Origin of the sequence: Streptomyces sp. NPDC046876 (assembly GCF_040645035.1) — a bacterium.
In the GTDB taxonomy this organism is placed as follows: domain Bacteria; phylum Actinomycetota; class Actinomycetes; order Streptomycetales; family Streptomycetaceae; genus Streptomyces.
The window spans coordinates 93,662-119,989 of the sequence record NZ_JBEYXK010000008.1 but is presented as its reverse complement, the minus strand read 5'-3'; the positions used below and the strand labels follow the sequence as shown (position 1 = coordinate 119,989).

Below are 26,328 nucleotides of genomic sequence, written 5' to 3'. Positions count from 1 at the left end.
CGCCTTGCGCCGCTCAGGTTTTCACGATCGCCCGCACGCGAACGTACCGACGACGAGGAGACGCCGATGGCCTCAGCAGCAGCCATCACGACCCTCGCGGCAGACGCCCCGACGCTCTCTGCCGCGAACACCGGGTTCATGCTCATCTGCTCCGCCCTGGTCATGCTGATGACCCCGGGCCTCGCCTTCTTCTACGGAGGCATGGTCCGCGTCAAGAGCACCCTCAACATGCTGATGATGAGCTTCATCAGCCTCGGGATCGTCACGATCCTGTGGGTCCTCTACGGCTTCAGCCTCGCCTTCGGCACGGACTCCGGCAGCATCATCGGCTGGAACTCCGACTACGTCGGCCTCAGCGGCATCGGCATCACCGAGCTCTGGGACGGCTACACCATTCCGGTCTACGTCTTCGCCGTCTTCCAGCTCATGTTCGCCGTGATCACCCCCGCCCTGATCAGCGGCGCCCTCGCCGACCGCGTCAAGTTCAGCGCCTGGGCCCTGTTCACCGCCCTGTGGGTCAGCCTCGTCTACTTCCCCGTCGCCCACTGGGTCTGGGGCACCGGCGGCTGGCTCTTCGACCTGGGCGTCATCGACTTCGCCGGCGGCACCGCCGTCCACATCAACGCCGGCGCCGCCGCCCTCGGCGTCATCCTCGTCATCGGCAAGCGCGTCGGCTTCAAGAAGGACCCGATGCGCCCGCACAGCCTGCCCCTGGTGATGCTCGGCGCCGGCCTGCTGTGGTTCGGCTGGTTCGGCTTCAACGCCGGATCCTGGCTCGGCAACGACGACGGCGTCGGCGCCGTCATGTTCGTCAACACCCAGGTCGCCACCGCCGCCGCCATGCTCGCCTGGCTCGCGTACGAGAAGCTGCGCCACGGCTCCTTCACCACCCTCGGCGCCGCCTCCGGCGCGGTCGCCGGCCTCGTCGCCATCACCCCCTCCGGCGGCTCCTGCTCCCCGCTCGGCGCGATCGCCATCGGCGCCATCGCCGGCCTGCTGTGCGCCATGGCCGTCGGCCTGAAGTACAAGTTCGGCTACGACGACTCCCTCGACGTGGTCGGCGTCCACCTCGTCGGCGGCGTCGTCGGCTCCCTCCTCGTCGGCTTCTTCGCCACAGGCGGGGTCCAGTCCGACGCGGCCGGCCTCTTCTACGGCGGCGGCCTGGAGCAGCTGGGCAAGCAGGCCATCGGGGTCTTCTCCGTCCTCGCCTACTCTCTCGTCGCGTCCGCGGTGCTCGCCCTCCTCCTCGACAAGACGATGGGGATGCGCGTCAGCGAGGACGACGAGGTCTCCGGCATCGACCAGGTCGAGCACGCCGAGACCGCCTACGACTTCAGCGGAGCCGGCGGCGGCGCCTCCTCCCGGAGCACCGCCGTCCACACCACCGCTGCCGCCGCGACCAAGAAGGTTGACGCATGAAGCTCATCACCGCGATCGTCAAGCCGCACCGGCTGGACGAGATCAAGGACGCCCTCCAGCGCTACGGGGTCCAGGGCCTGACCGTCTCCGAGGCCAGCGGATACGGCCGCCAGCGCGGACACACCGAGGTCTACCGCGGAGCCGAGTACACCGTCGACCTCGTACCGAAGATCCGCATCGAGGTCGTCGTCGAGGACGACGACGCCGAGTCCGTCATGGAGATCCTGGTGCAGGGCGCCCGCACCGGAAAGATCGGCGACGGCAAGGTGTGGAGCGTCCCCGTCGACGCCCTGATCCGCGTCCGCACCGGTGAGCGCGGCGCCGAAGCGCTCTGACGAGGGAGAACCTGGGTGACGAGCGTGGAAGACAACACGGACACCTCCGACCCCGGAACCGGCGGCTACGCCGCGGCCCGGCTGCGGCTCCTCCACGAGGAGTCGCGGTCCGGGCCTTCGCGGCGTTCCGCGCTGGCCGGGCTGACCGACGACTGGCTGAACGCCCTGTTCACCACCGCCGCACGCGAGATCGGCGTGCGCGGCGCCGCCCTCGTCGCCGTCGGCGGCTACGGGCGCGGCGAACTCTCCCCCCGCAGCGACCTCGATCTGCTGCTCCTCCACGACGGCAAGGCCGCCCCCGCCGACCTGGCCCGGCTCGCCGACCGCCTCTGGTACCCCGTGTGGGACCTCGGACTCTCCCTCGACCACTCCGTCCGCACCCCCGGCGAGGCCCGCAAGACCGCCGCCGAGGACCTCAAGGTCCACCTCGGGCTGCTCGACGCCCGCCCCGTCGCCGGCGACGCCGGACTGCTGGCGGGCCTGCGCACCTCCGTCCTGGCCGACTGGCGCAACCAGGCCGCCAAACGGCTGCCCCAGCTGCACGCCCTGTGCCGCGAACGGGCCGAACGCTCCGGCGAACTGCGCTTCCTCCTCGAACCCGACCTCAAGGAGGCACGCGGCGGCCTGCGCGACGCCGCCGCCCTGCGCGCCGTCGCCGCCTCCTGGCTGGCCGATGCCCCCCGCGAGGGGCTCGCCGACGCCCGCCGCCGGCTGCTCGACACCCGTGACGCCCTCCACCTCGTCACCGGGCGCGCCGGCGACCGCCTCGCCCTGCAGGAACAGGCCCAGGTCGCCGCCCGGCTCGGCCTCGCCGACGCCGACGCGCTCCTGCGCGAGGTGTACGAGGCCGCCCGGACCGTCGCCTACGCCGCCGACGTCACCTGGCGCGAGGTCGGCCGCGTCCTGCGCGCCCGCGCCGCCCGGCCCCGGCTGCGCGGACTCCTCGGCGGCCGCGGCGCCCCCGCGGGGGAACGGGCCCCGCTGGCCGAGGGGGTCGTCGAGTCCGACGGCGAGGCCGTGCTCGCCCTCGCCGCCCGGCCCGAACGCGACCCCGTGCTGCCGCTGCGGCTCGGCGCGGCCGCCGCCCAGGCCGGGCTGCCGGTCTCGCTGCACGCCGTGCGCCGCCTCGCCGCCCACGGCAGGCCGCTGCCCGTGCCCTGGCCGGGCGAGGCGCGGGAGCAGCTGCTCACCCTGCTCGGTGCGGGGGAGCCCACCGTCGGGGTCTGGGAGGCGCTGGAGGCCGAGGGGATCATCTCCGCGCTCCTGCCCGACTGGGAGCGCGTCCGCTGCCGCCCGCAGCGCAATCCCGTGCACACCTGGACCGTGGACCGGCACCTGGTGGAGACCGCCGTCCGGGCCTCCGCCATGACCCGCCGGGTCGGCCGGCCCGACCTGCTGCTCATGGCGGCGCTGCTGCACGACATCGGAAAGGGGTGGCCCGGCGACCACTCCGTCGTGGGGGAGACCATCGCCCGCGACACCGCGCTGCGGGTCGGCTTCGACGCGGCCGACGCCGACGTGCTGGGCGCGCTGGTCCGCCACCACCTGCTGCTGGTGGAGACCGCGACGCGGCGCGACCTGGACGACCCAGCCACCGTGCGGGCGGTCGCCGAGGCCGTCGGCAGCCCCGGCACGCTGGAGCTCCTGCACGCCCTCACCGAGGCCGACGCGCTCGCCACCGGGCCGGCGGCCTGGTCGGCCTGGCGGGCCTCGCTCGTGGCCGACCTGGTCGCGCGGGTCGCGGCCGTCCTGGGCGGGGCCCCCGTCCCCGACGAGCCCGACCCGGCGCCCTCCGCCGAGGAGGAGCGGCTCGCCGTGGAGGCGCTGCGGACCGGGGAGCCGGTGCTGGCGCTGCACGCCCGGCAGGAGGAGGACGCCGTCGGGGTGGAACTGGCCGTCGCCGTCCCCGACCAGCCGGGCGTGCTGCCCGCGGTGGCCGGGGTCCTGGCCCTGCACCGCCTCACCGTCCGCGCCGCCGATCTGCGGTCCCTGGAGCTTCCCGATCGGCTCGGCGAGGTTCTCGTGCTGCGCTGGCGGGTGGCCGCCGAGTACGGGTCCCTGCCCGAGGCGGCGCGGCTGCGGAGCGACCTGATCCGGGTGCTGGACGGGTCCCTCGACGTCTCGGCGAAGCTCGCCGAGCGGGAGGCGGCGTACCCGCGCCGCCGGGGGGTGGTCCCCCCGCCGCCCCGGGTCAGGGCGGTCCCGGGGGTCTCTTCCCTGGCCACCGTCCTGGAGGTCCGCGCCCCCGACGCCGTCGGGCTCCTGCACCGGATCGGCCGGGCCCTGGAGGGCGCCGGCGTCCGCGTCCGCAGCGCCCACGTCTCCACGCTGGGCGCCAACGCGGTCGACTCGTTGTACGTCACCACCGCCGAGGGCAAACCCCTCGCCCCGTCCGAAGCGACCAAGGTCACCGAAGCCCTGGCCGCCGCTCTGTCGTAAGCCGCCTCCGCTGCGCGGAGCGATTCCCCTCCCCGCCCCTTCCCGCCGGGCTCTGCCCGGACCCGGTTCCGGGCGCTTCGCGCCCGGTGCGCTCAAACGCCGCGCGGGCTGGATTTTCCAGCCTCGCCGGCGTTTGAGGCGCGGGGGGTACCCCCAGCGGTAGGGGAGGGTCCGGGGGCGGAGCCCCCGGTTTCGGGAAGGGGCGGGGTGGGGAAAAGCGCCCGCAGGGCCGGGCCGGTGGCTCGGACCGATACCCTGGGGTACGACCACCCCGCCCCGACCCGAGGAATCGCGACCACCGTGTTCGATACGCTTTCCGACCGCCTCAGCGCGACTTTCAAGAGCCTTCGCGGCAAGGGCCGCCTGAGCGAGGCCGACATCGACGCGGCGGCCCGGGAAATCCGTATCGCCCTCCTCGAGGCCGACGTCGCCCTCCCGGTCGTCCGCTCCTTCATCGCGAACGTCAAGGAACGCGCCCGCGGCGCAGAGGTCTCCAAGGCCCTGAACCCGGCCCAGCAGGTCCTGAAGATCGTCAACGAGGAGCTCGTCGGCATCCTCGGCGGCGAGACCCGCCGCCTCCGCTTCGCCAAGACCGCCCCGACCGTGATCATGCTCGCGGGCCTCCAGGGCGCGGGCAAGACCACCCTCGCCGGAAAGCTCGGCTTCTGGCTCAAGGGCCAGGGCCACACCCCGCTGCTGGTTGCCTGCGACCTCCAGCGCCCGAACGCCGTCAACCAGCTGAGCATCGTCGCCGAGCGCGCCGGCGTCGGCTTCTACGGCCCGCAGCCGGGCAACGGCGTCGGAGACCCGGTCCAGGTGGCCAAGGACTCCATCGAGTACGCGCGCACCAAGCAGCACGACATCGTCATCGTCGACACCGCCGGCCGCCTCGGCATCGACCAGGAGCTGATGCAGCAGGCCGCGGACATCCGCGACGCCGTCAGCCCGGACGAGATCCTCTTCGTCGTCGACGCCATGATCGGTCAGGACGCGGTCAACACCGCCGAGGCCTTCCGCGACGGCGTCGGCTTCGACGGCGTGGTGCTGTCCAAGCTCGACGGCGACGCCCGCGGTGGCGCCGCGCTCTCCATCGCGCACGTCACCGGCAAGCAGATCATGTTCGCCTCGAACGGCGAGAAGCTCGACGACTTCGACGCCTTCCACCCCGACCGCATGGCGGGCCGGATCCTCGACATGGGTGACATGCTCACCCTGATCGAGCAGGCCGAGAAGACCTTCAGCCAGGCCGAGGCCGAGAAGATGGCGGCCAAGCTGGCGAAGGGGCCGAAGGAGTTCACCCTCGACGACTTCCTGTCCCAGATGGAGCAGGTCCGCAAGATGGGCTCCATCAGCAAGCTGCTCGGCATGCTGCCGGGCATGGGCCAGATCAAGGACCAGATCAACAACATCGACGAGCGCGACGTGGACCGCACCGCCGCGATCATCAAGTCGATGACCCCGGCCGAGCGCCAGGACCCGACGATCATCAACGGCTCGCGCCGCGCCCGCATCGCCAAGGGCTCCGGCGTCGAGGTCAGCGCGGTGAAGAGCCTGGTCGAGCGGTTCTTCGAGGCCCGCAAGATGATGTCCCGCATGGCCCAGGGCGGCGGCATGCCGGGCATGCCGGGCATCCCGGGGATGGGCGGCGGTCCCGGCCGGCAGAAGAAGCAGGTCAAGCAGGCCAAGGGCAAGCGCCAGAGCGGCAACCCGATGAAGCGCAAGGCGGAGGAGGCGGCCGCTGCCGCCCGCCGCGAGCAGGGCCCGCAGGGCGCCCAGCCCGCCGGCAACCCGTTCGGCCTGCCGGCCGGCGGCCCGGACGGCCAGGACTTCGACCTGCCGGACGAGTTCAAGAAGTTCATGAAGTAGTTCTGCAGCAGTTCACGCAGTAGCTCGTGGAGTGCGTGCGGGCCCCGGTCGCTCGGTGCGGCCGGGGCCCCGTGCGTACGGGACCCGCTGCCGGGTCCGTGCGGAAGCCGCCGTCCGGAATATCCCTTATGGTCGGCCGGGGGGACGGCAGTAAGGAGGCCACGGTGCCCAGCCCCACCCCCGCACCGCCCCGCGACCGGGCCGACACCCCCTGGCGCTCCGAGGGTGCGCCGCCCACCCCTCCGCCGAGGCGGCGGATGCCGGGCGGCTGGCGCGGACTGATCCTCGCCGCCCTGATCGTCTTCCTGCTGACCAACGTGGTCCTGTCGTTCTTCAACGAGGGCGGCGAGCCGACGATCTCGTACACCGAGTTCAGCAAGCAGGTCGGCGCCGGCAACGTCTCGAAGATCTATTCCAAGGGCGACCGGATCCAGGGCGAGCTGAAGGCCGAGCAGGCGCTGCCCGACGGCGGCAAGGGCGACTACACCAAGTTCGTCACCCAGCGCCCCGCCTTCGCCGACGACAACCTGTGGGCCGAGCTCACCAAGCAGCACGTGACCGTGACCGCCTCCCCGGTCGTCGTGCAGCGCAGCTTCCTGGCCAACCTCCTGCTCTCGCTCGCCCCGATGCTGCTGCTGGTCCTGCTGTGGGTGTTCATCGCCCGCCGGATGGGCTCGGCCCTGGGCGGCGGCCTCGGCGGCCTCGGCCGCAAGGCGCCGCCCCGGCCCGTGGAGCTCCAGGCGGGCGCCAAGCGCAGCACCTTCGAGGACGTGGCGGGGATCGACGAGGTGGAGGCGGAGCTCAGCGAGGTCGTCGACTTCCTGAAGAACCCGCAGCAGTACCGCCGGATGGGCGCCCGGATGCCCGGCGGCGTGCTGCTGTCCGGCCTGCCCGGGACCGGCAAGACCCTGCTGGCGCGCGCCGTCGCGGGCGAGGCGGGCGTGCCGTTCTTCTCGGCCTCGGCCTCCGAGTTCATCGAGATGATCGTCGGCGTCGGCGCCTCCCGGGTCCGCGAGCTGTTCGCCGAGGCGCGCAAGGTCGCCCCCGCGATCATCTTCATCGACGAGATCGACACCATCGGGCGGGCCCGCGGAGCCGGCGGCGGCCTCGGCGGCCACGACGAGCGCGAACAGACCCTGAACCAGATCCTGACCGAGATGGACGGCTTCTCCGGCTCGGAGGGCGTCGTCGTGATCGCCGCGACCAACCGCGCGGACGTCCTGGACCCGGCGCTGACCCGGCCCGGCCGCTTCGACCGCACGGTGACGGTCTCCCCGCCCGACAAGAGCGGCCGCGAGGCCATCTTGAAGATCCACACCCGCGAGATCCCCCTCGCCCCCGACGTGGACCTGGCGCACGTGGCCGCGACGACCCCCGGCATGACCGGCGCCGAACTCGCCAACCTGGCCAACGAGGCCGCCCTCCTCGCGGTCAAGCGGAAGCGGGACGCGGTCACCCGGGCCGATCTCTCCGAGGCCCTGGAGAAGGTCCAGCTCGGCGCGGAACGACCGCTGGTCATGCCGCAGGAGGAGCGCCGCCGCACCGCGTACCACGAGAGCGGGCACGCACTGCTGGGCATGCTCCAGCCCGGCGCGGACCCGGTCCGGAAGATCACCATCGTGCCGCGCGGCCGGGCGCTGGGCGTCACCCTGTCCACCCCGGAGGCGGACCGCTACGCGTACACGGAGCAGTACCTGCGCGGCCGGATCATCGGGGCGCTCGGCGGCATGGCGGCCGAGCACACCGTGTACGACGTGATCACCACGGGCTCCGAGAACGACCTGGAACAGGTCACCAACATCGTCCGCGCCATGGTCGGCCGCTGGGGCATGAGCGACCGGATCGGCCGGCTCACCGCGATCCCGTCGGACGCGCAGAGCCCGTACGGCCTCGTGGCGGCACCCGCCACCCTCGACGCGGTGGACGTCGAGATGCGGCGGATCGTGGACGAGTGCTACGCGGAGGCGTGCCGGCTGCTGCGCGAACACCGGCCGAAACTCGACGCCCTCGCCGAGGCGCTGCTGGAGCACGAGACCCTCGACGAGGCCGCCGCCTACGCCACGGCCGGCATCCCCCGCACGGCCAAGTGAGCGCGGCTCCCGCGGGGCGGCCCGGCCGGCCGGCCGGTCAGGGCACGCGGGCGATCACGTAGCGGAAGATGTTCGGCAGCCAGACGGAACCGTCACTTCGCTCGTACGGGTGAAGCGCCTCGGCGAGCTCCTTCTCGAGCTGCGCCGGGTCCCCCGGGGCGTCGTACAGCCCCGTCGAGACCAGCCCGCGCACTGCGCTGTCCGCATCCGCGTACCCGAACGGGCAGAACACCCGCCCGGAGCCGTCGGGCAGCAGCCCGGCCCCCGCGACCAGCGAGTCCAGGTCGTGCGGTGCGGGGCCGCCGCCGAGCACCGCCGGCACCGTGCACCGCTCCGGCGGCCCCCAGTCGGCCAGGACAACGGCCCCGCCCCGCCGGACGGCCGGCAGGGCCGCGTCCAGGGCCGCCGCGGACGGCGCGAAGCCCAGCAGCACGTCGTAGGGCCGGGAGCCGCCCGGCGGGGCCGCCGCCACCTCCAGCAGCCGCTCGCGCGCCAGCGCCCGCCGCGCCGGCTCCGCCTCCACCCCGGTGGCGGCGGCGCCCCGCCCGGCGGCCAGCAGCAGGGCCAGCCCGGCGCCGCAGTCCAGGCCGAGCAGCCGGTCGCCCGGACCGACCTCCAGCCGGTCGAAAACCGCCTCGTACAGCGGTACCAGCATCCGTTCCTGGATCTCGGCCCAGTCCCGGGCGACGAGCGTGGCCGTCGGCGTCGGTGTCATCGAAAGAGCGCTCCTGATTCCTTGTCGCCCCCTTGCCCCCGTTGCCAGAGAACTCCCCATTCGCCCCGGCGTCCAGAGGACTGCGCCACCCGATTCACGCATCGAGCGCCCGGCGCCGTACCATTCGCGCCATGGCAAAGGCTCCCGTTCTCACCCCCCAGGCGGAGGATTTCCCCCGCTGGTACCAGGATCTGATCAACAAGGCCGAGCTGGCCGACAACGGCCCGGTGCGCGGCACCATGGTCATCCGGCCGTACGGCTACGGGCTGTGGGAGCGGATGCAGCAGGAGATGGACGCGCGCATCAAGGAAGCGGGCGCCCAGAACGCCTACTTCCCGATGTTCATCCCGCAGGCCTACCTCACCAAGGAGGCCGAGCACGTCGAGGGCTTCGCCCCCGAGCTCGCGGTCGTCACCCACGGTGGCGGCAAGCAGCTCGAGGAGCCGGTCGTGGTCCGGCCGACGTCCGAGACGATCATCAACGACTACTTCTCCAAGTGGGTCCAGAGCTACCGCGACCTGCCCCTGCTCATCAACCAGTGGGCCAACGTGGTGCGCTGGGAGATGCGTCCGCGCGTGTTCCTCCGGACGAGCGAGTTCCTGTGGCAGGAGGGGCACACCGCCCACGCCACGTACGAGGACGCCCGCGACTACGCGGCCCGGATCCACCGCGACGTGTACGGCGACTTCATGGTCAACGTGCTCGGCATCGACGTCGTGCTCGGCCGCAAGACCCCCAAGGAGCGCTTCGCGGGCGCCATCAACACCCTCACCCTCGAGGGCATGATGGGCGACGGCAAGGCCCTGCAGATGGGCACGAGCCACGAGCTCGGCCAGAACTTCGCCAAGGCGTTCAACACCCAGTACCTGTCCAAGGACAGCAAGCAGGAGTTCGTCTGGCAGACCTCCTGGGGCGTCTCGACCCGCATGGTCGGCGGTCTGATCATGTCCCACGGCGACGACAACGGCCTGCGCGTGCCGCCGCGGCTGGCCCACGTCCAGGTCGTCGTCATGGCGATCAAGGGCGACGAGGCCGTGGCCAAGGTCCGCGAGCTCGGCGACCGCCTGAAGGCCGCCGGCATCCGGGTCCACGTGGACGACCGGGTCGACATCCCCTTCGGCCGCCGCGCCGTGGACTGGGAGCTCAAGGGCGTACCGGTCCGCATCGAGATCGGCCCCCGCGACCTGGAGGCCGGCACCGCGATGCTCGCCCGCCGGATCCCGGGCGGCAAGGAGCCGGTGCAGATCGACGCCCTCGCCGACCTGCTGCCCAAGGTGCTGGACGAGGACCAGGCGCAGCTGCTGCGCGAGTCCCGCGAGCGCCGCGAGGCCCGTACCAGCGACGTCTCCACCCTGGAGGAGGCGGCCGAGGCCGCGATCGCCGGCGGCTGGGCCCGGATCCCGTGGGCCGACCTCGGCCCCGAGGGCGAGGCCAAGCTGGGCGAGCAGGCCGTCACCGTGCGCTGCCTGATCGCCGAGGACGGGTCGGTGCCCGAGTCCGACGACGCCCCCGGTACCCTCGCCATCGTCGCGCGCTCGTACTGACCGCCACCGCACTGCTCCGCCTCAGCCCCGGCGCCCGGCCCCAGCCGCGCCGGGGCTGAGGCGTACCGGTCGTCGTTACGTACCGACTCCTCCTGGGATCGGCGCATGGGTCCTCGTCGGGACGCATCAGGCTGAACTGACGGGTACGTGCAAAAAATTTTGGAATGGCCCGGAATCGGAACACCGGGGCACCTCGGCTCGTTGTCACGACGTGAGCACGACACCACCTGTTCTCGCCGCAGAGCTGGCGCAGGCGTGGGCCGACATTCAGCGGTACCACCCCGAGCTGCCCGATCTTGCCGCGCCCGAGTCCCTGATCGGAGAGTCCTCGTCCGCCTGTGGCGCCGAGCTCTCCTTCGAGCGACTGCTGCACGAGGCAGTCCACGGCATCGCCGCCGCCCGCGGAGTGCGCGACACCTCCCGGGCCGGCCGCTACCACAACCGCAGATTCCTCGCGATCGCCGAGGAGATGGGCCTGGACCACTCGGACGAGCCGCATGCCAGCAGCGGCTTCTCCCTGGTCACGCTCAACGCGGAGGCGAAGAAGCGCTACCGGCCCACCATGGAGCGGCTCCAGCGCGCCCTGAAGGCGCACACGGCGGCCACCATGGCGGACACCAAGCGCAGCTTCCGCGGGCCGGCGGCGCGCCACGGCTCCTCCGGCGGCGGTGTCCGCGTCAAGGCGGTCTGCGACTGCGGGCGCAACGTGCGGGTCGTGCCGTCCGTGCTGGCGCAGGCGCCGATCGTCTGCGGCGGCTGTATGAAGCCCTTCCGCATCCCCGAGGTCGCGGTGGTCGCGGCAGCCTCCTGAACTGCGGGAGGTCCGGCCCCCGCGCGGAGGTGCGCCGGGCATGTGGCACAATGGCAAGCTGTACTCGACAGTCGCACAGGACCCCTCTCTCCTCCGGCTGACGCGTCCATCGGGCACCCGAGTACCGCAACCCCACGTGGCATCTCAAGTGCCCCACCACGTCAAGTTCAGGAGACACCACTCCAGTGGCAGTCAAGATCAAGCTCAAGCGCCTCGGCAAGATCCGCTCTCCGCACTACCGCATCGTCGTCGCCGACGCCCGCACCCGCCGGGACGGCCGCGCGATCGAGGAGATCGGCATCTACCAGCCGACGTACAACCCCTCGCGCATCGAGGTCAACGCCGAGCGTGCGCAGTACTGGCTCTCGGTCGGCGCCCAGCCCACCGACGCCGTTCTCGCCATCCTGAAGCTCACCGGCGACTGGCAGAAGCACAAGGGCCTGCCGGCCCCGGCGCCGCTGCTGCAGCCGGCCACGAAGGAAGACAAGCGTCGTTCCTTCGAGGAGTTCGCCAAGGCCCTCGAGGGCATCGGCGAGGGCAAGGGCGAGGCCATCACGCAGAAGGCGAAGAAGGCCGACAAGAAGGCGGACGAGGCTGAGGCCGCCGCCGAGTCGACCGAGGCCTGATCATGCTCGAGGAGGCTCTTGAGCACCTCGTAAAGGGCATTGTGGACAACCCCGACGACGTGCAGGTCGCCTCGCGCAACCTGCGCCGCGGGCAGGTGCTCGAGGTCCGGGTCCACCCGGACGACCTCGGGAAGGTGATCGGCCGCAACGGCCGCACCGCACGTGCCCTGCGCACCGTCGTGGGAGCCATCGGCGGCCGTGGCATCCGCGTCGACCTCGTCGACGTGGACCAGGTCCGCTGAGCAGTTGAATCACCGGCACGGGCCGGGGAGGGCATACGTGCCCGCCCCGGCCCGTCGTCGTCTGAACAGGAGAGATGCAGTGCAGCTGGTAGTCGCGCGGGTCGGCCGCGCCCACGGGATCAAGGGTGAGGTCACCGTCGAGGTGCGGACGGACGAGCCGGAGCTGCGGCTCGCGCCCGGCGCGGTCCTGCAGACCGAACCGGCCACGGCGGGTCCCCTGACCATCGAGACGGGCCGGGTGCACAGCGGCCGCCTCCTGCTCCGGTTCGAGGGCGTCAAGGACCGCAATGCCGCCGAGGCGCTGCGCAACACCCTCCTGATCGCCGAGGTCGACCCCTCCGAGCTGCCGGAGGAGGAGGACGAGTACTACGACCACCAGCTCATCGACCTGGACGTGGTGCTGGAGGACGGCACGGAGGTCGGCCGGATCACCGAGATCTCCCACCTGCCCTCGCAGGACCTGTTCATCGTCGAGCGGCCGGACGGCTCCGAGGTGATGATCCCCTTCGTCGAGGAGATCGTCGCCGAGATCGACCTGGAGGAGCAGCGCTGCGTCATCACCCCGCCGCCCGGGCTGATCGACGACCGCGCCGAGATCGTCTCCTCGCGCGACAACGGGGACCAGGACTGATGCGGCTCGACGTCGTCACGATCTTCCCCGAGTACCTGGAACCGCTGAACGTCTCCCTCGTGGGCAAGGCACGGGCCCGCGGGCAGCTCGACGTCCACGTCCACGACCTGCGCGACTGGACCTACGACCGGCACAACACGGTCGACGACACCCCGTACGGCGGCGGCCCCGGCATGGTCATGAAGACCGAGCCGTGGGGCGAGGCCCTCGACGAGGCGCTGGCCGACGGGTACGAGTCCGGCGCGCACGGCCCGGTCATGGTCGTCCCCACGCCCAGCGGCCGCCCCTTCACCCAGGAGCTGGCCGTCGAGCTCTCCGAGCGGCCCTGGCTGATCTTCACGCCGGCCCGCTACGAGGGCATCGACCGCCGCGTGATGGACGAGTACGCGACGCGGATGCCGGTGTACGAGGTCTCCATCGGCGACTACGTCCTCGCGGGCGGCGAGGCCGCCGTCCTGGTGGTCACCGAGGCCGTGGCCCGGCTGCTGCCCGGTGTGCTCGGCAACGCCGAGTCCCACCGCGACGACTCCTTCGCGCCCGGCGAGATGGAGAACCTGCTCGAAGGGCCCGTGTACACGAAGCCGCCGACCTGGCGCGGCCGCGGCATCCCCGAGGTGCTGCTCAGCGGCCACCACGGGAAGATCGCCCGCTGGCGCCGGGACGAGGCCTTCCGCCGCACCGCGCAGAACCGGCCGGACCTGATCGAGCGCTGCGAGGCGTCCGCCTTCGACAAGAAGGACCGCGAGCTGCTGAGCATCCTGGGCTGGCAGCCGACCGCCGACGGCCGATTTTGGCGCAGGCCCCGGGCCGTGGAAGAATGAGCGGCTGCTGTGTGCTCGCGTACGCCCCTGCCACAGGGGGACCGTCGTCCGCCGAGTGACCCGGCTGAAGAATTCTCTACGAAAACCCGCATCGGCGACCTGTGGCGTCGTGCGAAGAAAGCAGACGAAGAACATGTCTCACCTGCTCGACAGCGTCAACGCCGCCACGCTGCGCTCCGACGTCCCGGACTTCCGCCCGGGTGACACGATCAACGTGCACGTCCGCGTCATCGAGGGCAACCGCTCCCGTATCCAGCAGTTCAAGGGCGTCGTCATCCGCCGCCAGGGCTCCGGCGTCTCCGAGACCTTCACCGTTCGCAAGGTCTCCTTCAGCGTCGGCGTCGAGCGCACCTTCCCGGTGAACTCCCCGATCTTCGAGAAGATCGAGCTCGTCACCCGCGGTGACGTCCGTCGCGCCAAGCTGTACTACCTCCGTGAGCTCCGCGGCAAGGCCGCGAAGATCAAGGAGAAGCGCGACCGCTGATCTCCTCTCCGGATCCAGGGGACGGCCGGATAGGCTCGCCCCCGATGGACACCGAAGCAGAGCTCACACAGCGCGGCCACTCCTCCCCCGACACGGGGGAGGGGCGGCCGCGTTCTGCGTTGGGGCGCGGGCGCGGTCCCGAGGGCGGTCCCGGGCCCGCGCTCCCGGGCGGGCGGCGGCTTTCGGGATGGCGGCGGGCCGCGGCGCTCGGCGCGCTCTGCACGGTCTTCCTGCTGCTGCTCAGCCATTTCGTCGTCCAGCCCTTCCTGATCCCGAGCCGCTCCATGGAGCCGACGCTCCAGGTCGGCGACCGGGTGCTGGTCAACAAGCTGGCGTACCGTTTCGGCGCGCAGCCGAAACGGGGGGACGTGGTGGTCTTCGACGGCACCGGCTCCTTCGTACGGGAGAAGGCCGAGGCCGGCCCGCTCGCCGGGCTGCTGCGCGGCGCGGGCTCCGCCCTCGGGATCGGCGAGCCGTCCGAGACCGACTTCGTCAAAAGGGTCGTGGGCGTGGGCGGCGACGACGTGGTCTGCTGCGATGCCGACGGGCGGATCAAGGTCAACGGAGTGCCCGTGGCGGAGCCGTACCTGTACCCCGGCGACACGCCGTCGCGCGTGCCGTTCCGGATCGTCGTGCCGCTCGGCACGCTGTGGGTCATGGGCGACCACCGGTCCCAGTCCCGCGACTCCCGGGACCACCTGGGTGAGCCCGGCGGAGGGATGGTGCCCGTGGAGAAGGTGATCGGCCGGGCCGACTGGATCGGCTGGCCCCCCGCGCGCTGGGGCGCCGCGGATGCGGGCGGCCATGGGTAGCCGGGGGAGGCCGCGCCGCGAGCGCGGTCCGGAGCCGCAGCCGGAGCGCGAGCCCGAGCCGCAGGGACCGGCGGAGCCGCAGGCTTCGGCCGAGCCGCAGCGTTCCGCCGGACCCCGGCGCTCCGCCGCGCCGCCGGAGGCGGGGGGCCGGGCCGAGCGGCGCCGGCTGGCCCGCAAGGTCCGCAGGCGCCGGCGCACCCGCCGGGCCGGCGAGGTGCCGCTGCTGGTCGTCGCGGCCCTGTGCATCGCCCTGCTCCTGAAGACCTTCCTGGTGCAGGCGTTCTTCATCCCGTCCGGCTCCATGGAGCAGACCATCCGGATCGGCGACCGGGTCCTCGTGGACAAGCTGACCCCGTGGTTCGGCTCGAAGGTCGAGCGCGGGGACGTCGTCGTCTTCAAGGACCCCGGCGGCTGGCTGCGGGGCGAGGCCGCCCGCCCGCCGCAGGACCCCGTCGGCGTCAAGCAGATCAAGCAGACGCTGACCTTCATCGGCCTGCTGCCCTCGGCCGACGAGCAGGACCTGATCAAGCGGGTCATCGGGGTCGGCGGCGACACCGTCGCGTGCTGCGACGCCAAGGGCCGCGTCACCGTCAACGGCGCGCCGCTCGAGGAGCCGTACGTCAATCCCGGCAATTCCCCCTCCGACATCCGGTTTGAGGTGCACGTACCGCCCGGACGGCTGTTCGTCATGGGCGACCACCGCGCGAATTCGGCCGATTCCCGCTTCCACCTCGACGAGGCCTTCCAGGGCACGATCGGCGAGGAGGGCGTCGTGGGGCGGGCCGTGGTCATCGCCTGGCCGTTCGACCACTGGCGCAAGCTGGAGCAGCCCGCGACCTTCCGCACGGTCCCCGATCAGCAACGCAGCCGACGACGCGGCCGCCGCGGGCGCCGCCGGGGCGTGCCCGTCGCATAGTGTGTCCTCGGTCTCCCGAGCCCTAGGGAACTCCCGCTCGTTAAGGGAGGGGAGGACCCGTGACCGGTTCGGCGCGGGGCGGCAATTCCGAGTGAGGAGTGGATGTGGGGGACGTGGCGGTAGGCGCGCGGTCCGGACGCGACGAAGGCGAGGAGCGGCCGGAGGGTGCCGAGCGCGATGCCGAGCGCGATGCCCGCGAGAGCGACGACGGCGCGGAGGACGGCGCCGAGGCGCGCCCGCACCGGTCGTTCTGGAAGGAGCTCCCGCTCCTGATCGGTATCGCCCTGCTGCTCGCCCTGCTGATCAAGACCTTCCTGGTGCAGGCGTTCTCGATCCCGTCCGACTCCATGCAGAACACCCTGCAGCGCGGCGACCGGGTGCTCGTGGACAAGCTGACCCCCTGGTTCGGTTCGGAGCCCGAGCGCGGCGAGGTCGTGGTCTTCCACGACCCGGCGAGCTGGCTGGCCGGGGAGCCCACCCCGGAGCCCAATTTCGCGCAGCAGATCCTCAGCAAGATCGGTCTGATGCCGTCCGCGGACGAGAAGGACCTGATCAAGCGGACCATCGCCATCGGCGGGGACACGGTCGAGTGCAAGAAGGGCGGCCCGGTCGTCGTCAACGGCAAGGAGCTCGACGAGCCGTACATCTTCCCCGGCAACACCCCCTGCGACGACGCCCCCTTCGGCCCGATCACCGTGCCCAAGGGAAAGATCTGGGTGATGGGCGACCACCGCCAGAACTCCCAGGACTCCCGCTACCACATGCAGGACTCCACCCAGGGCTTCGTGCCGGTCGACAAGGTCGTCGGCCGGGCCGTGGTGGTGGCCTGGCCGGTCACCCGCTGGGCGACCCTGCCGATCCCGGACACCTTCGACCAGCCCGGCATCGGAGACCAGGCCCCGGCGAAGGCCATCGGGGTCGGACCGGCCGCGCTCGGGCTCGCCGGGGCGGTCCCGGTCGTGCTGTGGCGCCGCCGCAGGGGGCTGACCAGCAGGACTACCGACAGGTAGGGTGCCGCCCAGGTCGTCGATCCCGGATGTGGGGGCGCTGCAATGGGCGGAACGCAGGCAAGCGGAGCGCAAGCAACGCAGGCAATACGCGGTGGAAAGGACGGCCGCGGCGGTATCGGCAACGTGTTGTCGGGCATCGCCGTGGCCGTCGGCTTCGTGCTCTTCCTGGGTGGTTTCGTGTGGGGGGCGCTGGTCTACCAGCCGTACACCGTGCCGACCGACTCGATGATGCCGACCGTGAAGCCCGGTGACCGGGTGCTCGCCCAGCGGATCGACGGCGGCCGGGTGCGCCGCGGCGACGTGGTCGTCTTTACTGATGCCATGTGGAGCGACTCTCCCATGGTCAAGCGGGTCGTCGGCATCGGCGGCGACACCGTGAAGTGCTGCGGCCAGGGCGGCCGGCTCACGGTGAACGGCAAGGAGCTCGACGAGCCCTATGTCGACCCCGACAAGGGCCGCCCGGACCCGATCACGGGCATCGCTGCGCCCTCCGACACCCCGTTCGAGGTGACGGTGCCCGACGGCAACCTCTTCCTGCTGGGCGACCGGCGCTCCGCCTCGCTGGACTCCCGGGCCCACCTGCAGGAGGCCGGCCAGGGGACCGTGCCCCGCTCGGCGGTCCGGGCCCGGGTCGACGCCGTGGCCTGGCCGTCCATGACCATGCTCGCGCGGCCGCAGACATACGACGCCCTGCCCGGCGGGACCTCGAAGGCGGGCCCGCTGAAGCTGCAGCTGGCCGCCGTGGGCGCCGGGGCGGCGCTGGTGGTGCTGGGGGCCGCGTACGGGCCGCTCGCGCGGATGCTGGGGCGGGGCCGCGGGCGCGGGCGCGCGGGGGAGCCGGCCGGTGCCCGCTGAGCCGGCCGCCGCGGACGGCCCGCGCAAGGTGTCCCGGGTGATCCTGCTCGACCCCGAGGACCGGATCCTGCTGCTGCACGGCTTCGAACCGGACGATCCGGGCGTCGACTGGTGGTTCACGCCGGGCGGGGGCCTGGAGGACGGGGAGAGCCGCGAGGAGGCCGCCCTGCGGGAGCTCGCCGAGGAGACCGGGATCACCGAGGTCGAGCTCGGGCCGGTCGTGTGGCAGCGGTACTGCTCCTTCCCGTTCGACGGGCGGCGCTGGGAGCAGGACGAGTGGTACTACCTGGCCCGGACCGCGCAGACACGCACCGAGATGGGCGGGCTGACGGAGCTGGAGCGGCGCAGCGTCACCGGGACCCGGTGGTGGACCTCCGCGGAGCTCCTCGCGGCCCGGGAAACGGTGTATCCGAAGCGGCTCGCGGTCTTGCTGCGTACGCTGCTCGACGACGGACCTCCGGGCGCGCCGGTGGTCCTGGCGCCGGAAATCGTCTAGGGGGGCCCCGGCCTGGCGCACAATAGGGGGACGCACGGCTGAAGGGGAACATGCCATGAGCGCCGAGGACCTCGAGAAGTACGAGACCGAGATGGAGCTGAAGCTCTATCGGGAGTACCGCGACGTCGTCGGGCTGTTCAAGTACGTGATCGAGACGGAACGCCGCTTCTACCTCACCAACGACTACGAGATGCAGGTCCACTCGGTCCAGGGGGAGGTGTTCTTCGAGGTCACCATGGCCGACGCCTGGGTCTGGGACATGTACCGGCCGGCCCGCTTCGTGAAGCAGGTGCGGGTGCTGACCTTCAAGGACGTCAACATCGAGGAGCTCAACAAGAGCGACCTCGAACTGCCGGGCGGCTGATCCCGCAGGTCACGGCCCTGGTCTCACCCCTGGGGGTGAGCGGCTTGTCCACAACGGCCTGACCGTCCACAAAGATCCACTCGTCGGGCGCGCCCCCGGGATCGTCGGGGGCGGAGGTGGTGCCCGATGAACGCGAAGGACGTGGCACGGCAGGCACTGGGGCGGTACGGCGAGGAGCTCGCGGTACGGCGGCTGACCGAGGCGGGGATGACCGTCATCGCGCGGAACTGGCGGTGCCGCAGCGGGGAGATCGACATCGTCGCGCGGGACGGGGACGCCCTCGTGGTGTGCGAGGTCAAAACGCGCCGGACGGGGGATTTCGAACATCCCATGGCCGCCGTGCGGGCGGGCAAGGCCGAGCGGCTGCGCCGGCTCGCCGGGCGCTGGCTCGCCGACCACGGCGGACCGCCGCCCGGCGGCGTGCGGATCGACCTGGTGGGCGTCCTGCTGCCGCGGCGCGGCGCGCCGGTCGTGGAGCACGTGCGGGGGGTGGCGTGATGGGCTTCGCACGGGCCTGCTCGGTCGCCCTGGTGGGCGTCGAGGGCGTGGTGGTGGAGGTCCAGGCCGATCTCGAACCCGGGGTCGCGGCCTTCACCCTGGTGGGGCTGCCCGACAAGACCCTGGTCGAGAGCCGGGACCGGGTCCGGGCCGCCGTCGTGAACTCGGGCGCGGCCTGGCCGCAGAAGAAGCTCACCGTCGGGCTCAGCCCGGCCTCCGTGCCCAAATCGGGCGCCGGCTTCGACCTGGCCGTGGCGGCCGCCGTGCTGGGCGCCGCCGAGGTGGTGGATCCGGCCGTCATCGCCGATCTGGTGCTCATCGGGGAACTGGGGCTGGACGGCCGGGTGCGCCCGGTGCCCGGCATCCTGCCGGCCGTCCTCGCCGCGGCCGAGGCGGGCCACCGCCATGTGGTGGTGCCCGAGCCGTGCGCCGCCGAGGCCGCGCTCGTCCCGGACGTCGCGGTCCTCGGCGTCCGGACCCTGCGGCAGCTGATCGCGGTCCTGACCGACGGGGAGGTCCCCGAGGAGGAACCGCCGGACCGGGCCGGACCGCCGGGCGCGGTACCGGCCGGCCTGCTGCTCCCGGGCGCGGGGCTGGGCACCGGGATCTCCCCGGGCCGGGCGGGGGCGGGGGCCGAGGCGGACCTCCCCGACCTCGCCGACGTCGCCGGGCAGCATGCTGCCCGCCGGGCCCTGGAGGTGGCTGCCTCCGGGGGCCACCACCTCTTCCTCAGCGGGCCCCCGGGCGCCGGCAAGACCATGCTGGCCGAGCGGATCCCCGGGATCCTGCCGCCGCTCGGCCGGCAGGAATCCCTCGAGGTCACGGCCGTCCACTCGGTCGCGGGCATCCTGCCGCCCGGCGATCCGCTGGTCCTGCGGCCCCCGTACTGCGCGCCCCACCACTCGGCGACCATGCAGTCCCTGGTCGGCGGCGGGGCGGGGGTGCCCCGGCCGGGCGCGGTCTCGCTGGCCCACCGCGGCGTGCTCTTCCTCGACGAGGCCGCCGAGTTCAGCGCGAAGGCGCTCGACGCACTGCGCCAGCCCCTCGAATCGGGGCGGGTCGTCATCGCCCGGGCCGCCGGGGTGGTGCAGCTGCCCGCCCGCTTCCTCATGGTGCTCGCGGCGAACCCCTGCCCCTGCGGGCGGCACACCGCGCACGGCACCGGCTGCGAATGCCCGCCCTCGGTGGTCCGGCGCTACCAGGCGCGGCTGTCCGGGCCGCTGCTGGACCGGGTGGACCTGCGGGTGGAGGTCGAGCCGGTCAGCCGCTCCGACCTGCTCGGCGGCCGCGGCCGCGGCGAGGCCACCGCGGCGGTCGCCGAGCGGGTCCGCGCGGCTCGGGAGCGCGCCGCGGCCCGGCTGGAGGGCACCCCGTGGCGGGTCAACGCCGAGGTGCCCGGGCATGAGCTGCGCACCCGCTGGCCCGCCGCGCCGGGGGCACTGGCCCAGGCGGAGCGGGAGCTGGAGCGGGGTCTGCTCACCGCCCGCGGCCTGGACCGGGTGCTGCGGGTCGCCTGGACCGTGGCCGACCTGCGGGGCAATGACCGCCCCGACGCCCTGGACGCGGCCGTCGCCCTGGAACTGCGCACCGGCATCGCCCGCGGCGCCCTGCTGGCCCCGGGAGCCGGGTCATGACCGCGCCGCCGTGGCCGCCCCCGGAGCCGGAGCCGGGAGCCGACCCGTGGTCGCTCCCGGCCCGGGGTTCCGGTGGCGGGCCTCCCGGTGAGGAGGCATCTGATGCGGGGGTGTCCGGGGCCGGGGCGAGCGGTGCAGCGGTGCCCGGGGCCGGGCTGTCCGGCGCTGCCGGCGCAGCGGTGTCCGGGGCGGGGGCGGCCGGTGGAAGTACGTCCGGGGCAGCGGTGTGGGAACCGGAGGGCGGGGACGGCGACGAGGTGCTGGCGCGGGTGGCGCTGGCCCGGGTGATCGAGCCCGGGGACGAGCACGGCGGGCGCTGGCTGCGCGAGCACGGCGCCGCCGGGCTGATGCGGCTGCTGACCGGCCCGGATCCCGAGCCGGAGGAGCTCACCGGTGTCGGGCCGCAGCGGCTCGCCGGATGGCGCGCGCGGGCCGCGCTCGCCGACCCGCGGCGGGAGCTGTCCGAGGCCGCCGCGGCGGGCTGCCGGTTCATCTGCCCCGGCTCGCCCCAGTGGCCCACCCAGCTCGACGACCTCGGCGACGCACGGCCCGTCGGCCTCTGGGTGCGGGGCCGGCCCGACCTGCGGACCTGGGCGCTGCGCTCGGTCGCCCTGGTCGGCGCCCGTGCCTGCACCCCGTACGGCGCGCACATGGCCCACACCCTGGCCGCGGGGCTCGCCGAGCGCGGCTGGGTCGTGGTGTCGGGAGCGGCGTACGGGGTGGACGCGGCCGCCCACCGCGGGGCCCTCGGCGCCGGCGGCGCCACGGCCGCGGTGCTGGCCTGCGGGGTGGACGTCGCCTACCCCCGCGGGCACGCCGGGCTGCTCGGCGCCATCGCCGGGCAGGGGCTGGTGCTGGGCGAGCTGCCGGTGGGCAGCCATCCCACCCCCAGCCGCTTCGTCCTGCGCAACCGCGTCATCGCCGCCCTCACCCGCGGGACCGTCGTGGTCGAGGCCGCCTACCGCAGCGGCTCCCTGGTCACGGCACGGTGGGCCCGGCAGCTGGGCCGCTTCACCATGGGCGTGCCCGGGCCCGCCACCAGCGGACTGTCGGCCGGGGTGCACGAGCTGCTGCGGGGCGAGGCCGTGCTCGTCACGGACGCCGCGGAGGTGGTCGAGCTGGTCGGCGGCATGGGCGAGCTGGCCCCCGCGCGGCGCGGGCCGATCCTCGCCCGGGACCTGCTGGACCCGGACACCGCCCGGGTGCTCGAAGCCATCCCGGCGGGCCGCCCCGTACAGCCGGCGCAACTGGCCCTCGCCGCGGGAACCGGCACCGATGAAGTCATCGGCAGACTGTACGAACTTCACTCTCTGGGGTTCGTCGAACGGCTGGGCGACGGCTGGCGGTTGACCCCGCGAACACGAGAAGGAGGCACTCAAACCGGTGGCGCCCGGCGAGGCGGTCGTTGACCTGGGGCGCTGCGGTGAAAGAGTGAAGGCGATGAATCACGCGGTCTTCCCGCCGGCAGCCGCCGGGACCGAGCGCCAGGCGCCGGTCCCGGGTCGCCCGCGCGAGTCGGGGCGCTGCTGGGGCCTCATACGATCCCGTACTCTTCGCGCACCGCGACACTCTCGTCACGCTACGCTCCCAAGGAATCCGGCTCCGGCAAAGGCGAAGCATGCCCCAGCACACCTCAGGGTCCGACCGCGCTGCTGTGCCCTCCGCTGCCCGCGGCAGCGTGCGGTCCACCGCGCCCTCGTCCCTGGAGGCGCTGTGGCGCTCGTACAAGGAGACGGGGGACGAGCGGCTGCGGGAGCAGTTGATCCTGCACTACTCGCCGCTCGTGAAGTACGTGGCCGGCCGGGTCAGCGTGGGCCTGCCGCCCAACGTGGAACAGGCCGACTTCGTCTCCTCCGGGGTCTTCGGGCTGATCGACGCCATCGAGAAGTTCGACCTCGACCGCTCCATCAAGTTCGAGACGTACGCCATCACCCGCATCCGCGGCGCGATGATCGACGAACTGCGGGCACTGGACTGGATCCCGCGCTCCGTGCGGCAGAAGGCCCGGGCCGTGGAGCGGGCCTACGCCACCTTGGAGGCGCAGCTGCGCCGCACCCCCACCGAGCACGAGGTGGCCGGCGAGATGGGGATCGCGGTGGAGGAACTCCACACGGTCTTCAGCCAGTTGTCGCTGGCCAACGTGGTGGCCCTCGAGGAGCTGCTGCACGTCGGCGGCGAGGGCGGTGACCGCCTCTCCCTGATGGACACCCTCGAGGACACCGCCGCGGACGACCCCGTGGAGGTGGCCGAGGACCGCGAGCTGCGCCGACTGCTGGCCCGGGCCATCAACACGCTGCCCGAACGCGAGAAGACCGTGGTGACGCTCTACTACTACGAGGGCCTCACGCTCGCCGAGATCGGCAACGTCCTGGGCGTCACCGAGAGCAGGGTCAGCCAGATCCACACCAAGTCCGTGCTCCAACTGCGCGCCAAGCTGGCGGATGTGGGCCGCTGAGCCTGCGGTGGCTCCGTACAGTGGGAGCGTGCCCAGGATTCGAGCGGCCTCCGTGGCCGAGCACCGGTCGATGCAGCGCGGCGCCCTGTTGGACGCCGCCCGGACCCTGTTGTCCGAAGGCGGTACGGAAGCGCTGACCTTCCCCGCCCTGGCGGAGCGGACCGGGCTCGCCCGGTCCTCCGTGTACGAGTACTTCCGCTCCCGAGCGGCCGTGGTCGAAGAGCTCTGCGCGGTGGACTTCCCCGTGTGGGCCGCCGAGATCGAGGCGGCCATGGAGCAGGCGCCGACGCCCGAGGCGAAGATCGAGGCGTATGTGCGCAGCCAGCTGGGCCTGGTCGGGGACCGGCGGCACCGGGCGGTGGTCGCGATCTCGGCCAGCGAGCTGGACGCGGGCGCGCGGGAGAAGATCCGCGCGGCGCACGGCGGACTCGTGGCGATGATCGTCGAGGCGCTCGGGGCCCTGGGCCAGGAGCAGCCGAAGCTGGCCGCGATGCTGCTGCAGGGCGTGGTCGACGCGGCGGTGCGGCGCATCGAGCTCGGCGCGGCCGAGGACCCGGCCGTGGTGACCGAGACGGCCGTGGCCATGGCCCTGCACGGCGTACGGGGCTGAGGCCGGGGGCTGCCGGCCCGGCGGGCACCGCCGCCGACGGCAGCAGTCGGGGCGTGGGCCGGGGGACCAGGGCGAGCGGGTTGCGGTAGGCCTCGCCGGCCAGCAGGCCCCAGTGCAGGCACGGCTGCGCACAGTGCGCGCCCTCCGTCAGCACCGCCACCACCTGGCCCGGGGTGACTGCCTCGCCCTCCGCGACCAGCGGTCTGACCGGCTCGTACGTGGTGCGCAGCCCGCCCGGCAGGGTGAGGGAGAGCACCCCGCGCCCGGCGACCGGCCCGGCGAAGTGGACCCGGCCCGGCCCCACCGCCCGCACCGGCGCCCCCACCGGAGCGGCCAGGTCCACCCCGCGGTGCCCGGCCGCGTACGGCCCCGGCGGCGGGTCCCACCAGCCCACCACGACCAAGGGCGCGGCCAGCGGCCGGGCGCCGCCGGCAGCCGCCGCCGGGCCGGCAGCGGGCGGGCCGGCGGTGGGCAGGCCGGCGGCGGGCGGGCCGGCGGCGCGGGCGGGAACCACCGCCAGCAGCAGGATGAGCAGCAGCGTCGTCATGACCGCAGCGTCCCGAACCCGTCGCGCAGCGCGACGGCGCCTGTGGACGGGCGGCCCGCTGTGGACAGCGGCGTCACCTGGCATACCGCCCGGTCCCGTACACTTCTTACGGCGATCCGGGTCACCGGGTCGACTTCGCACGCCCCAGCACCGGCCGATCCGGCCGCGCGGCAGCGTCTCTCGGTCCCCTCCCGGGGGCAGGACGCGATGGGACGTCAGGACCAAACCGAGAAAACCAAGGAGATGGCCATGGCCGTCGTAACGATGCGGGAGCTGCTGGAGAGCGGCGTCCACTTCGGTCACCAGACCCGTCGCTGGAACCCGAAGATGAAGCGCTTCATCTTCACCGAGCGCAACGGCATCTACATCATCGACCTGCTCCAGTCGCTGTCGTACATCGACCGCGCCTACGAGTTCGTCAAGGAGACCGTCGCGCACGGCGGCTCCATCATGTTCGTCGGTACGAAGAAGCAGGCCCAGGAGGCCATCGCCGAGCAGGCGACGCGTGTCGGCATGCCGTACGTCAACCAGCGCTGGCTGGGTGGCATGCTCACCAACTTCTCCACCGTCTACAAGCGCCTGCAGCGCCTGAAGGAGCTCGAGGCGATCGACTTCGAGGACGTCGCTGCCTCGGGTCTCACCAAGAAGGAGCTCCTGGTCCTCTCCCGCGAGAAGGCCAAGCTGGAGAAGACCCTCGGTGGTATCCGCGAGATGTCGAAGGTCCCCAGCGCCGTCTGGATCGTCGACACCAAGAAGGAGCACATCGCCGTCGGTGAGGCGCGCAAGCTGCACATCCCGGTCGTCGCGATCCTCGACACCAACTGCGACCCCGACGAGGTCGACTACAAGATCCCGGGCAACGACGACGCGATCCGCTCCGTCACCCTGCTCACCCGCGTGATCGCCGACGCCGTCGCCGAGGGCCTCATCGCCCGCTCCGGCGCTGCGACCGGTGACTCGAAGCCGGGCGACAAGGCCGCCGGCGAGCCGCTCGCCGAGTGGGAGCGCGACCTGCTCGAGGGTGAGAAGAAGGCCGACGAGCCGGCCGCCGCCGCCGAGGCCCCGGCCGCCGAGGCCCCGGCCGCGGACGCCGAGCAGGCCTGACCCACTGGGAGCGCCCGGCGTTCACGTGCCGGGCACTCGCAGCACGGACGATGACGGCGGGGGAGCCGCGCTCACGAAGCGCGCCTCCTCCGCCGTTCACCCGTAGATCTACGACTTCGAGAGAGAAGCAAAAGACTCATGGCGAACTACACCGCCGCTGACGTCAAGAAGCTCCGCGAGCTCACCGGCGCCGGCATGCTGGACTGCAAGAACGCGCTCGTCGAGGCCGACGGCGATGTCGAGAAGGCCCAGGAGGCCCTCCGCATCAAGGGTCAGAAGGGTGTCGCCAAGCGCGAGGGCCGTTCTGCCGAGAACGGTGCCGTCGTCTCCCTCATTGCCGACGACAACACCTCCGGCGTCATCGTCGAGCTGAAGTGCGAGACGGACTTCGTCGCCAAGGGTGACAAGTTCCTGGCCGTCGCCAACCAGCTGGCCGCCCACGTCGCCGCCACCTCCCCGGCCGACATCGAGGCCCTGCTCGCCTCCGAGATCGAGCCCGGCAAGACCGTCACCGCCTTCGTCGACGAGGCCAACGCCAACCTCGGCGAGAAGATCGTCCTGGACCGCTTCGCGCAGTTCTCCGGCGGCTACGTGACCGCGTACATGCACCGCACGATGCCCGACCTGCCGTTCCAGATCGGCGTCCTGGTCGAGCTCGACAAGGAGAACGCCGAGGTCGCCCGCGGCGTCGCGCAGCACATCGCCGCGTTCGCCCCGCAGTGGCTGTCCGCCGAGGACGTCCCGGCCGAGAAGGTCGAGTCCGAGCGCCGCATCGCCGAAGAGGTCACCCGCGCGGAGGGCAAGCCCGAGGCTGCCATCGCCAAGATCGTCGAGGGTCGCGTCAACGGCTTCTTCAAGGAGGCCACCCTCCTCGGCCAGCCGTACGCGCTGGACAACAAGAAGTCCGTCCAGAAGGTTCTGGACGAGGCCGGTGTCACCCTGAAGCGCTTCGCGCGCATCAAGGTCGGCATCTGAGTCCGTCGGTACACGACGGACACCGGACC

The 26,328-nt window shown here is 72.8% G+C and carries 25 protein-coding genes and 2 pseudogenes; 25 read left to right on the top strand and 2 right to left on the bottom strand.

Annotation, left to right across the window (positions count from 1 at the left end; genetic code table 11):
• The first annotated feature begins 66 nt into the window (after positions 1 to 66).
• From ABZ924_RS07755 to ftsH, 5 genes are all read left to right on the top strand, one after another.
• The gene (locus ABZ924_RS07755; protein WP_361905653.1) at positions 67 to 1,419 is read left to right on the top strand and encodes an ammonium transporter; all 1,353 of its coding nucleotides are present in this window, start codon (positions 67 to 69) and stop codon (positions 1,417 to 1,419) included.
• Positions 1,416 to 1,754, top strand: coding sequence for a P-II family nitrogen regulator (locus ABZ924_RS07750; protein ID WP_361905651.1), 339 nt, complete (start codon positions 1,416 to 1,418; stop codon positions 1,752 to 1,754). Before ABZ924_RS07755 ends, ABZ924_RS07750 begins: the two co-directional genes overlap by 4 nt.
• Positions 1,755 to 1,769: 15 nt before the next feature.
• Complete coding sequence (locus ABZ924_RS07745) at positions 1,770 to 4,193, top strand: [protein-PII] uridylyltransferase (protein WP_361905649.1); 2,424 nt, start codon at positions 1,770 to 1,772, stop codon at positions 4,191 to 4,193.
• A 300-nt stretch (positions 4,194 to 4,493) separates the two neighbouring features.
• Positions 4,494 to 6,059, top strand: coding sequence for a signal recognition particle protein (gene ffh, locus ABZ924_RS07740; protein ID WP_361905647.1), 1,566 nt, complete (start codon positions 4,494 to 4,496; stop codon positions 6,057 to 6,059).
• A gap of 128 nt (positions 6,060 to 6,187) precedes the next feature.
• On the top strand, positions 6,188 to 8,149 hold the full coding sequence (gene ftsH / locus ABZ924_RS07735; protein ID WP_361905645.1) for an ATP-dependent zinc metalloprotease FtsH: 1,962 nt from the start codon (positions 6,188 to 6,190) through the stop codon (positions 8,147 to 8,149).
• A 37-nt stretch (positions 8,150 to 8,186) separates the two neighbouring features.
• On the opposite strand, the gene ABZ924_RS07730 is transcribed toward ftsH, so the two are convergent.
• Positions 8,187 to 8,864, bottom strand: a complete 678-nt coding sequence (locus ABZ924_RS07730) for a methyltransferase type 11 (RefSeq protein ID WP_361905643.1) — start codon at positions 8,862 to 8,864, stop codon at positions 8,187 to 8,189.
• A 131-nt stretch (positions 8,865 to 8,995) separates the two neighbouring features.
• On the opposite strand from ABZ924_RS07730, the gene proS reads away from it, so the two are divergent.
• The 18 genes and pseudogenes from proS (at position 8,996) to ABZ924_RS07640 (ending at position 23,673) form a co-directional block, all read left to right on the top strand.
• Positions 8,996 to 10,408, top strand: coding sequence for a proline--tRNA ligase (gene proS, locus ABZ924_RS07725; RefSeq protein WP_361905641.1), 1,413 nt, complete (start codon positions 8,996 to 8,998; stop codon positions 10,406 to 10,408).
• A gap of 211 nt (positions 10,409 to 10,619) precedes the next feature.
• A complete protein-coding gene (locus tag ABZ924_RS07720; RefSeq protein ID WP_361905639.1) occupies positions 10,620 to 11,219 on the top strand; it encodes a hypothetical protein in 600 nt (199 codons plus the stop codon).
• A gap of 185 nt (positions 11,220 to 11,404) precedes the next feature.
• Positions 11,405 to 11,845, top strand: a complete 441-nt coding sequence (rpsP, locus tag ABZ924_RS07715; protein ID WP_361905637.1) for a 30S ribosomal protein S16 — start codon at positions 11,405 to 11,407, stop codon at positions 11,843 to 11,845.
• A gap of 2 nt (positions 11,846 to 11,847) precedes the next feature.
• Positions 11,848 to 12,087 carry an RNA-binding protein gene (locus tag ABZ924_RS07710; RefSeq protein ID WP_007266827.1) on the top strand — a complete coding sequence of 80 codons (240 nt, stop codon included), beginning with the start codon at positions 11,848 to 11,850 and terminating at the stop codon, positions 12,085 to 12,087.
• 79 nt (positions 12,088 to 12,166) lie between these two features.
• Complete coding sequence (rimM, locus tag ABZ924_RS07705) at positions 12,167 to 12,718, top strand: ribosome maturation factor RimM (protein ID WP_361905636.1); 552 nt, start codon at positions 12,167 to 12,169, stop codon at positions 12,716 to 12,718.
• A complete protein-coding gene (trmD, locus tag ABZ924_RS07700; protein ID WP_361905634.1) occupies positions 12,718 to 13,539 on the top strand; it encodes a tRNA (guanosine(37)-N1)-methyltransferase TrmD in 822 nt (273 codons plus the stop codon). Before rimM ends, trmD begins: the two co-directional genes overlap by 1 nt.
• A gap of 133 nt (positions 13,540 to 13,672) precedes the next feature.
• Positions 13,673 to 14,023: a 50S ribosomal protein L19 gene (gene rplS, locus ABZ924_RS07695; protein WP_361905632.1), complete on the top strand. Its 351-nt coding sequence runs from the start codon at positions 13,673 to 13,675 to the stop codon at positions 14,021 to 14,023.
• Positions 14,024 to 14,067: 44 nt separating this feature from the next.
• On the top strand, positions 14,068 to 14,835 hold the full coding sequence (gene lepB, locus ABZ924_RS07690; RefSeq protein WP_361905630.1) for a signal peptidase I: 768 nt from the start codon (positions 14,068 to 14,070) through the stop codon (positions 14,833 to 14,835).
• Positions 14,816 to 15,911: pseudogene (gene lepB, locus ABZ924_RS07685) on the top strand (signal peptidase I); the annotation flags it as partial. The gene lepB (ABZ924_RS07690) and the pseudogene lepB (ABZ924_RS07685), both read left to right, overlap by 20 nt.
• The gene (gene lepB / locus ABZ924_RS07680) at positions 15,865 to 16,761 is read left to right on the top strand and encodes a signal peptidase I (RefSeq protein ID WP_361905628.1); all 897 of its coding nucleotides are present in this window, start codon (positions 15,865 to 15,867) and stop codon (positions 16,759 to 16,761) included. The pseudogene lepB (ABZ924_RS07685) and the gene lepB (ABZ924_RS07680), both read left to right, overlap by 47 nt.
• 42 nt (positions 16,762 to 16,803) lie before the next feature.
• Positions 16,804 to 17,616 (top strand): signal peptidase I, encoded by an 813-nt coding sequence (gene lepB / locus ABZ924_RS07675; RefSeq protein ID WP_361905626.1) that lies wholly within the window; start codon positions 16,804 to 16,806, stop codon positions 17,614 to 17,616.
• The gene (locus ABZ924_RS07670) at positions 17,606 to 18,112 is read left to right on the top strand and encodes an NUDIX hydrolase (protein WP_361905624.1); all 507 of its coding nucleotides are present in this window, start codon (positions 17,606 to 17,608) and stop codon (positions 18,110 to 18,112) included. Before lepB (ABZ924_RS07675) ends, ABZ924_RS07670 begins: the two co-directional genes overlap by 11 nt.
• Positions 18,113 to 18,167: 55 nt before the next feature.
• Entirely contained in the window at positions 18,168 to 18,476 is a 309-nt protein-coding gene (locus ABZ924_RS07665; protein ID WP_014675276.1) for a DUF2469 domain-containing protein, read from the top strand.
• Positions 18,477 to 18,602: 126 nt separating this feature from the next.
• Positions 18,603 to 18,974, top strand: a complete 372-nt coding sequence (locus ABZ924_RS07660; protein WP_361905623.1) for a YraN family protein — start codon at positions 18,603 to 18,605, stop codon at positions 18,972 to 18,974.
• Positions 18,974 to 20,608: a YifB family Mg chelatase-like AAA ATPase gene (locus ABZ924_RS07655; RefSeq protein WP_361905621.1), complete on the top strand. Its 1,635-nt coding sequence runs from the start codon at positions 18,974 to 18,976 to the stop codon at positions 20,606 to 20,608. Before ABZ924_RS07660 ends, ABZ924_RS07655 begins: the two co-directional genes overlap by 1 nt.
• 224 nt (positions 20,609 to 20,832) lie before the next feature.
• On the top strand, positions 20,833 to 22,017 hold the full coding sequence (gene dprA, locus ABZ924_RS07650; protein WP_361905619.1) for a DNA-processing protein DprA: 1,185 nt from the start codon (positions 20,833 to 20,835) through the stop codon (positions 22,015 to 22,017).
• Positions 22,018 to 22,226: 209 nt separating this feature from the next.
• On the top strand, positions 22,227 to 23,063 hold the full coding sequence (gene whiG / locus ABZ924_RS07645; RefSeq protein WP_361905617.1) for an RNA polymerase sigma factor WhiG: 837 nt from the start codon (positions 22,227 to 22,229) through the stop codon (positions 23,061 to 23,063).
• A 52-nt stretch (positions 23,064 to 23,115) separates the two neighbouring features.
• Positions 23,116 to 23,673, top strand: a complete 558-nt coding sequence (locus ABZ924_RS07640) for a helix-turn-helix domain-containing protein (RefSeq protein ID WP_361905716.1) — start codon at positions 23,116 to 23,118, stop codon at positions 23,671 to 23,673.
• A gap of 88 nt (positions 23,674 to 23,761) precedes the next feature.
• On the opposite strand, the pseudogene ABZ924_RS07635 reads toward ABZ924_RS07640, so the two are convergent.
• Positions 23,762 to 24,220, bottom strand: a pseudogene (locus ABZ924_RS07635) (M23 family metallopeptidase); the annotation flags it as partial.
• 249 nt (positions 24,221 to 24,469) lie between these two features.
• Between ABZ924_RS07635 and rpsB the strand changes: the two are divergent.
• Together rpsB and tsf are read left to right on the top strand one after the other, a co-directional pair.
• Positions 24,470 to 25,324 (top strand): 30S ribosomal protein S2, encoded by an 855-nt coding sequence (rpsB, locus tag ABZ924_RS07630; RefSeq protein ID WP_361905615.1) that lies wholly within the window; start codon positions 24,470 to 24,472, stop codon positions 25,322 to 25,324.
• Positions 25,325 to 25,462: 138 nt separating this feature from the next.
• Positions 25,463 to 26,299 carry a translation elongation factor Ts gene (tsf, locus tag ABZ924_RS07625; protein ID WP_361905613.1) on the top strand — a complete coding sequence of 279 codons (837 nt, stop codon included), beginning with the start codon at positions 25,463 to 25,465 and terminating at the stop codon, positions 26,297 to 26,299.
• Positions 26,300 to 26,328 lie beyond the last annotated feature (29 nt).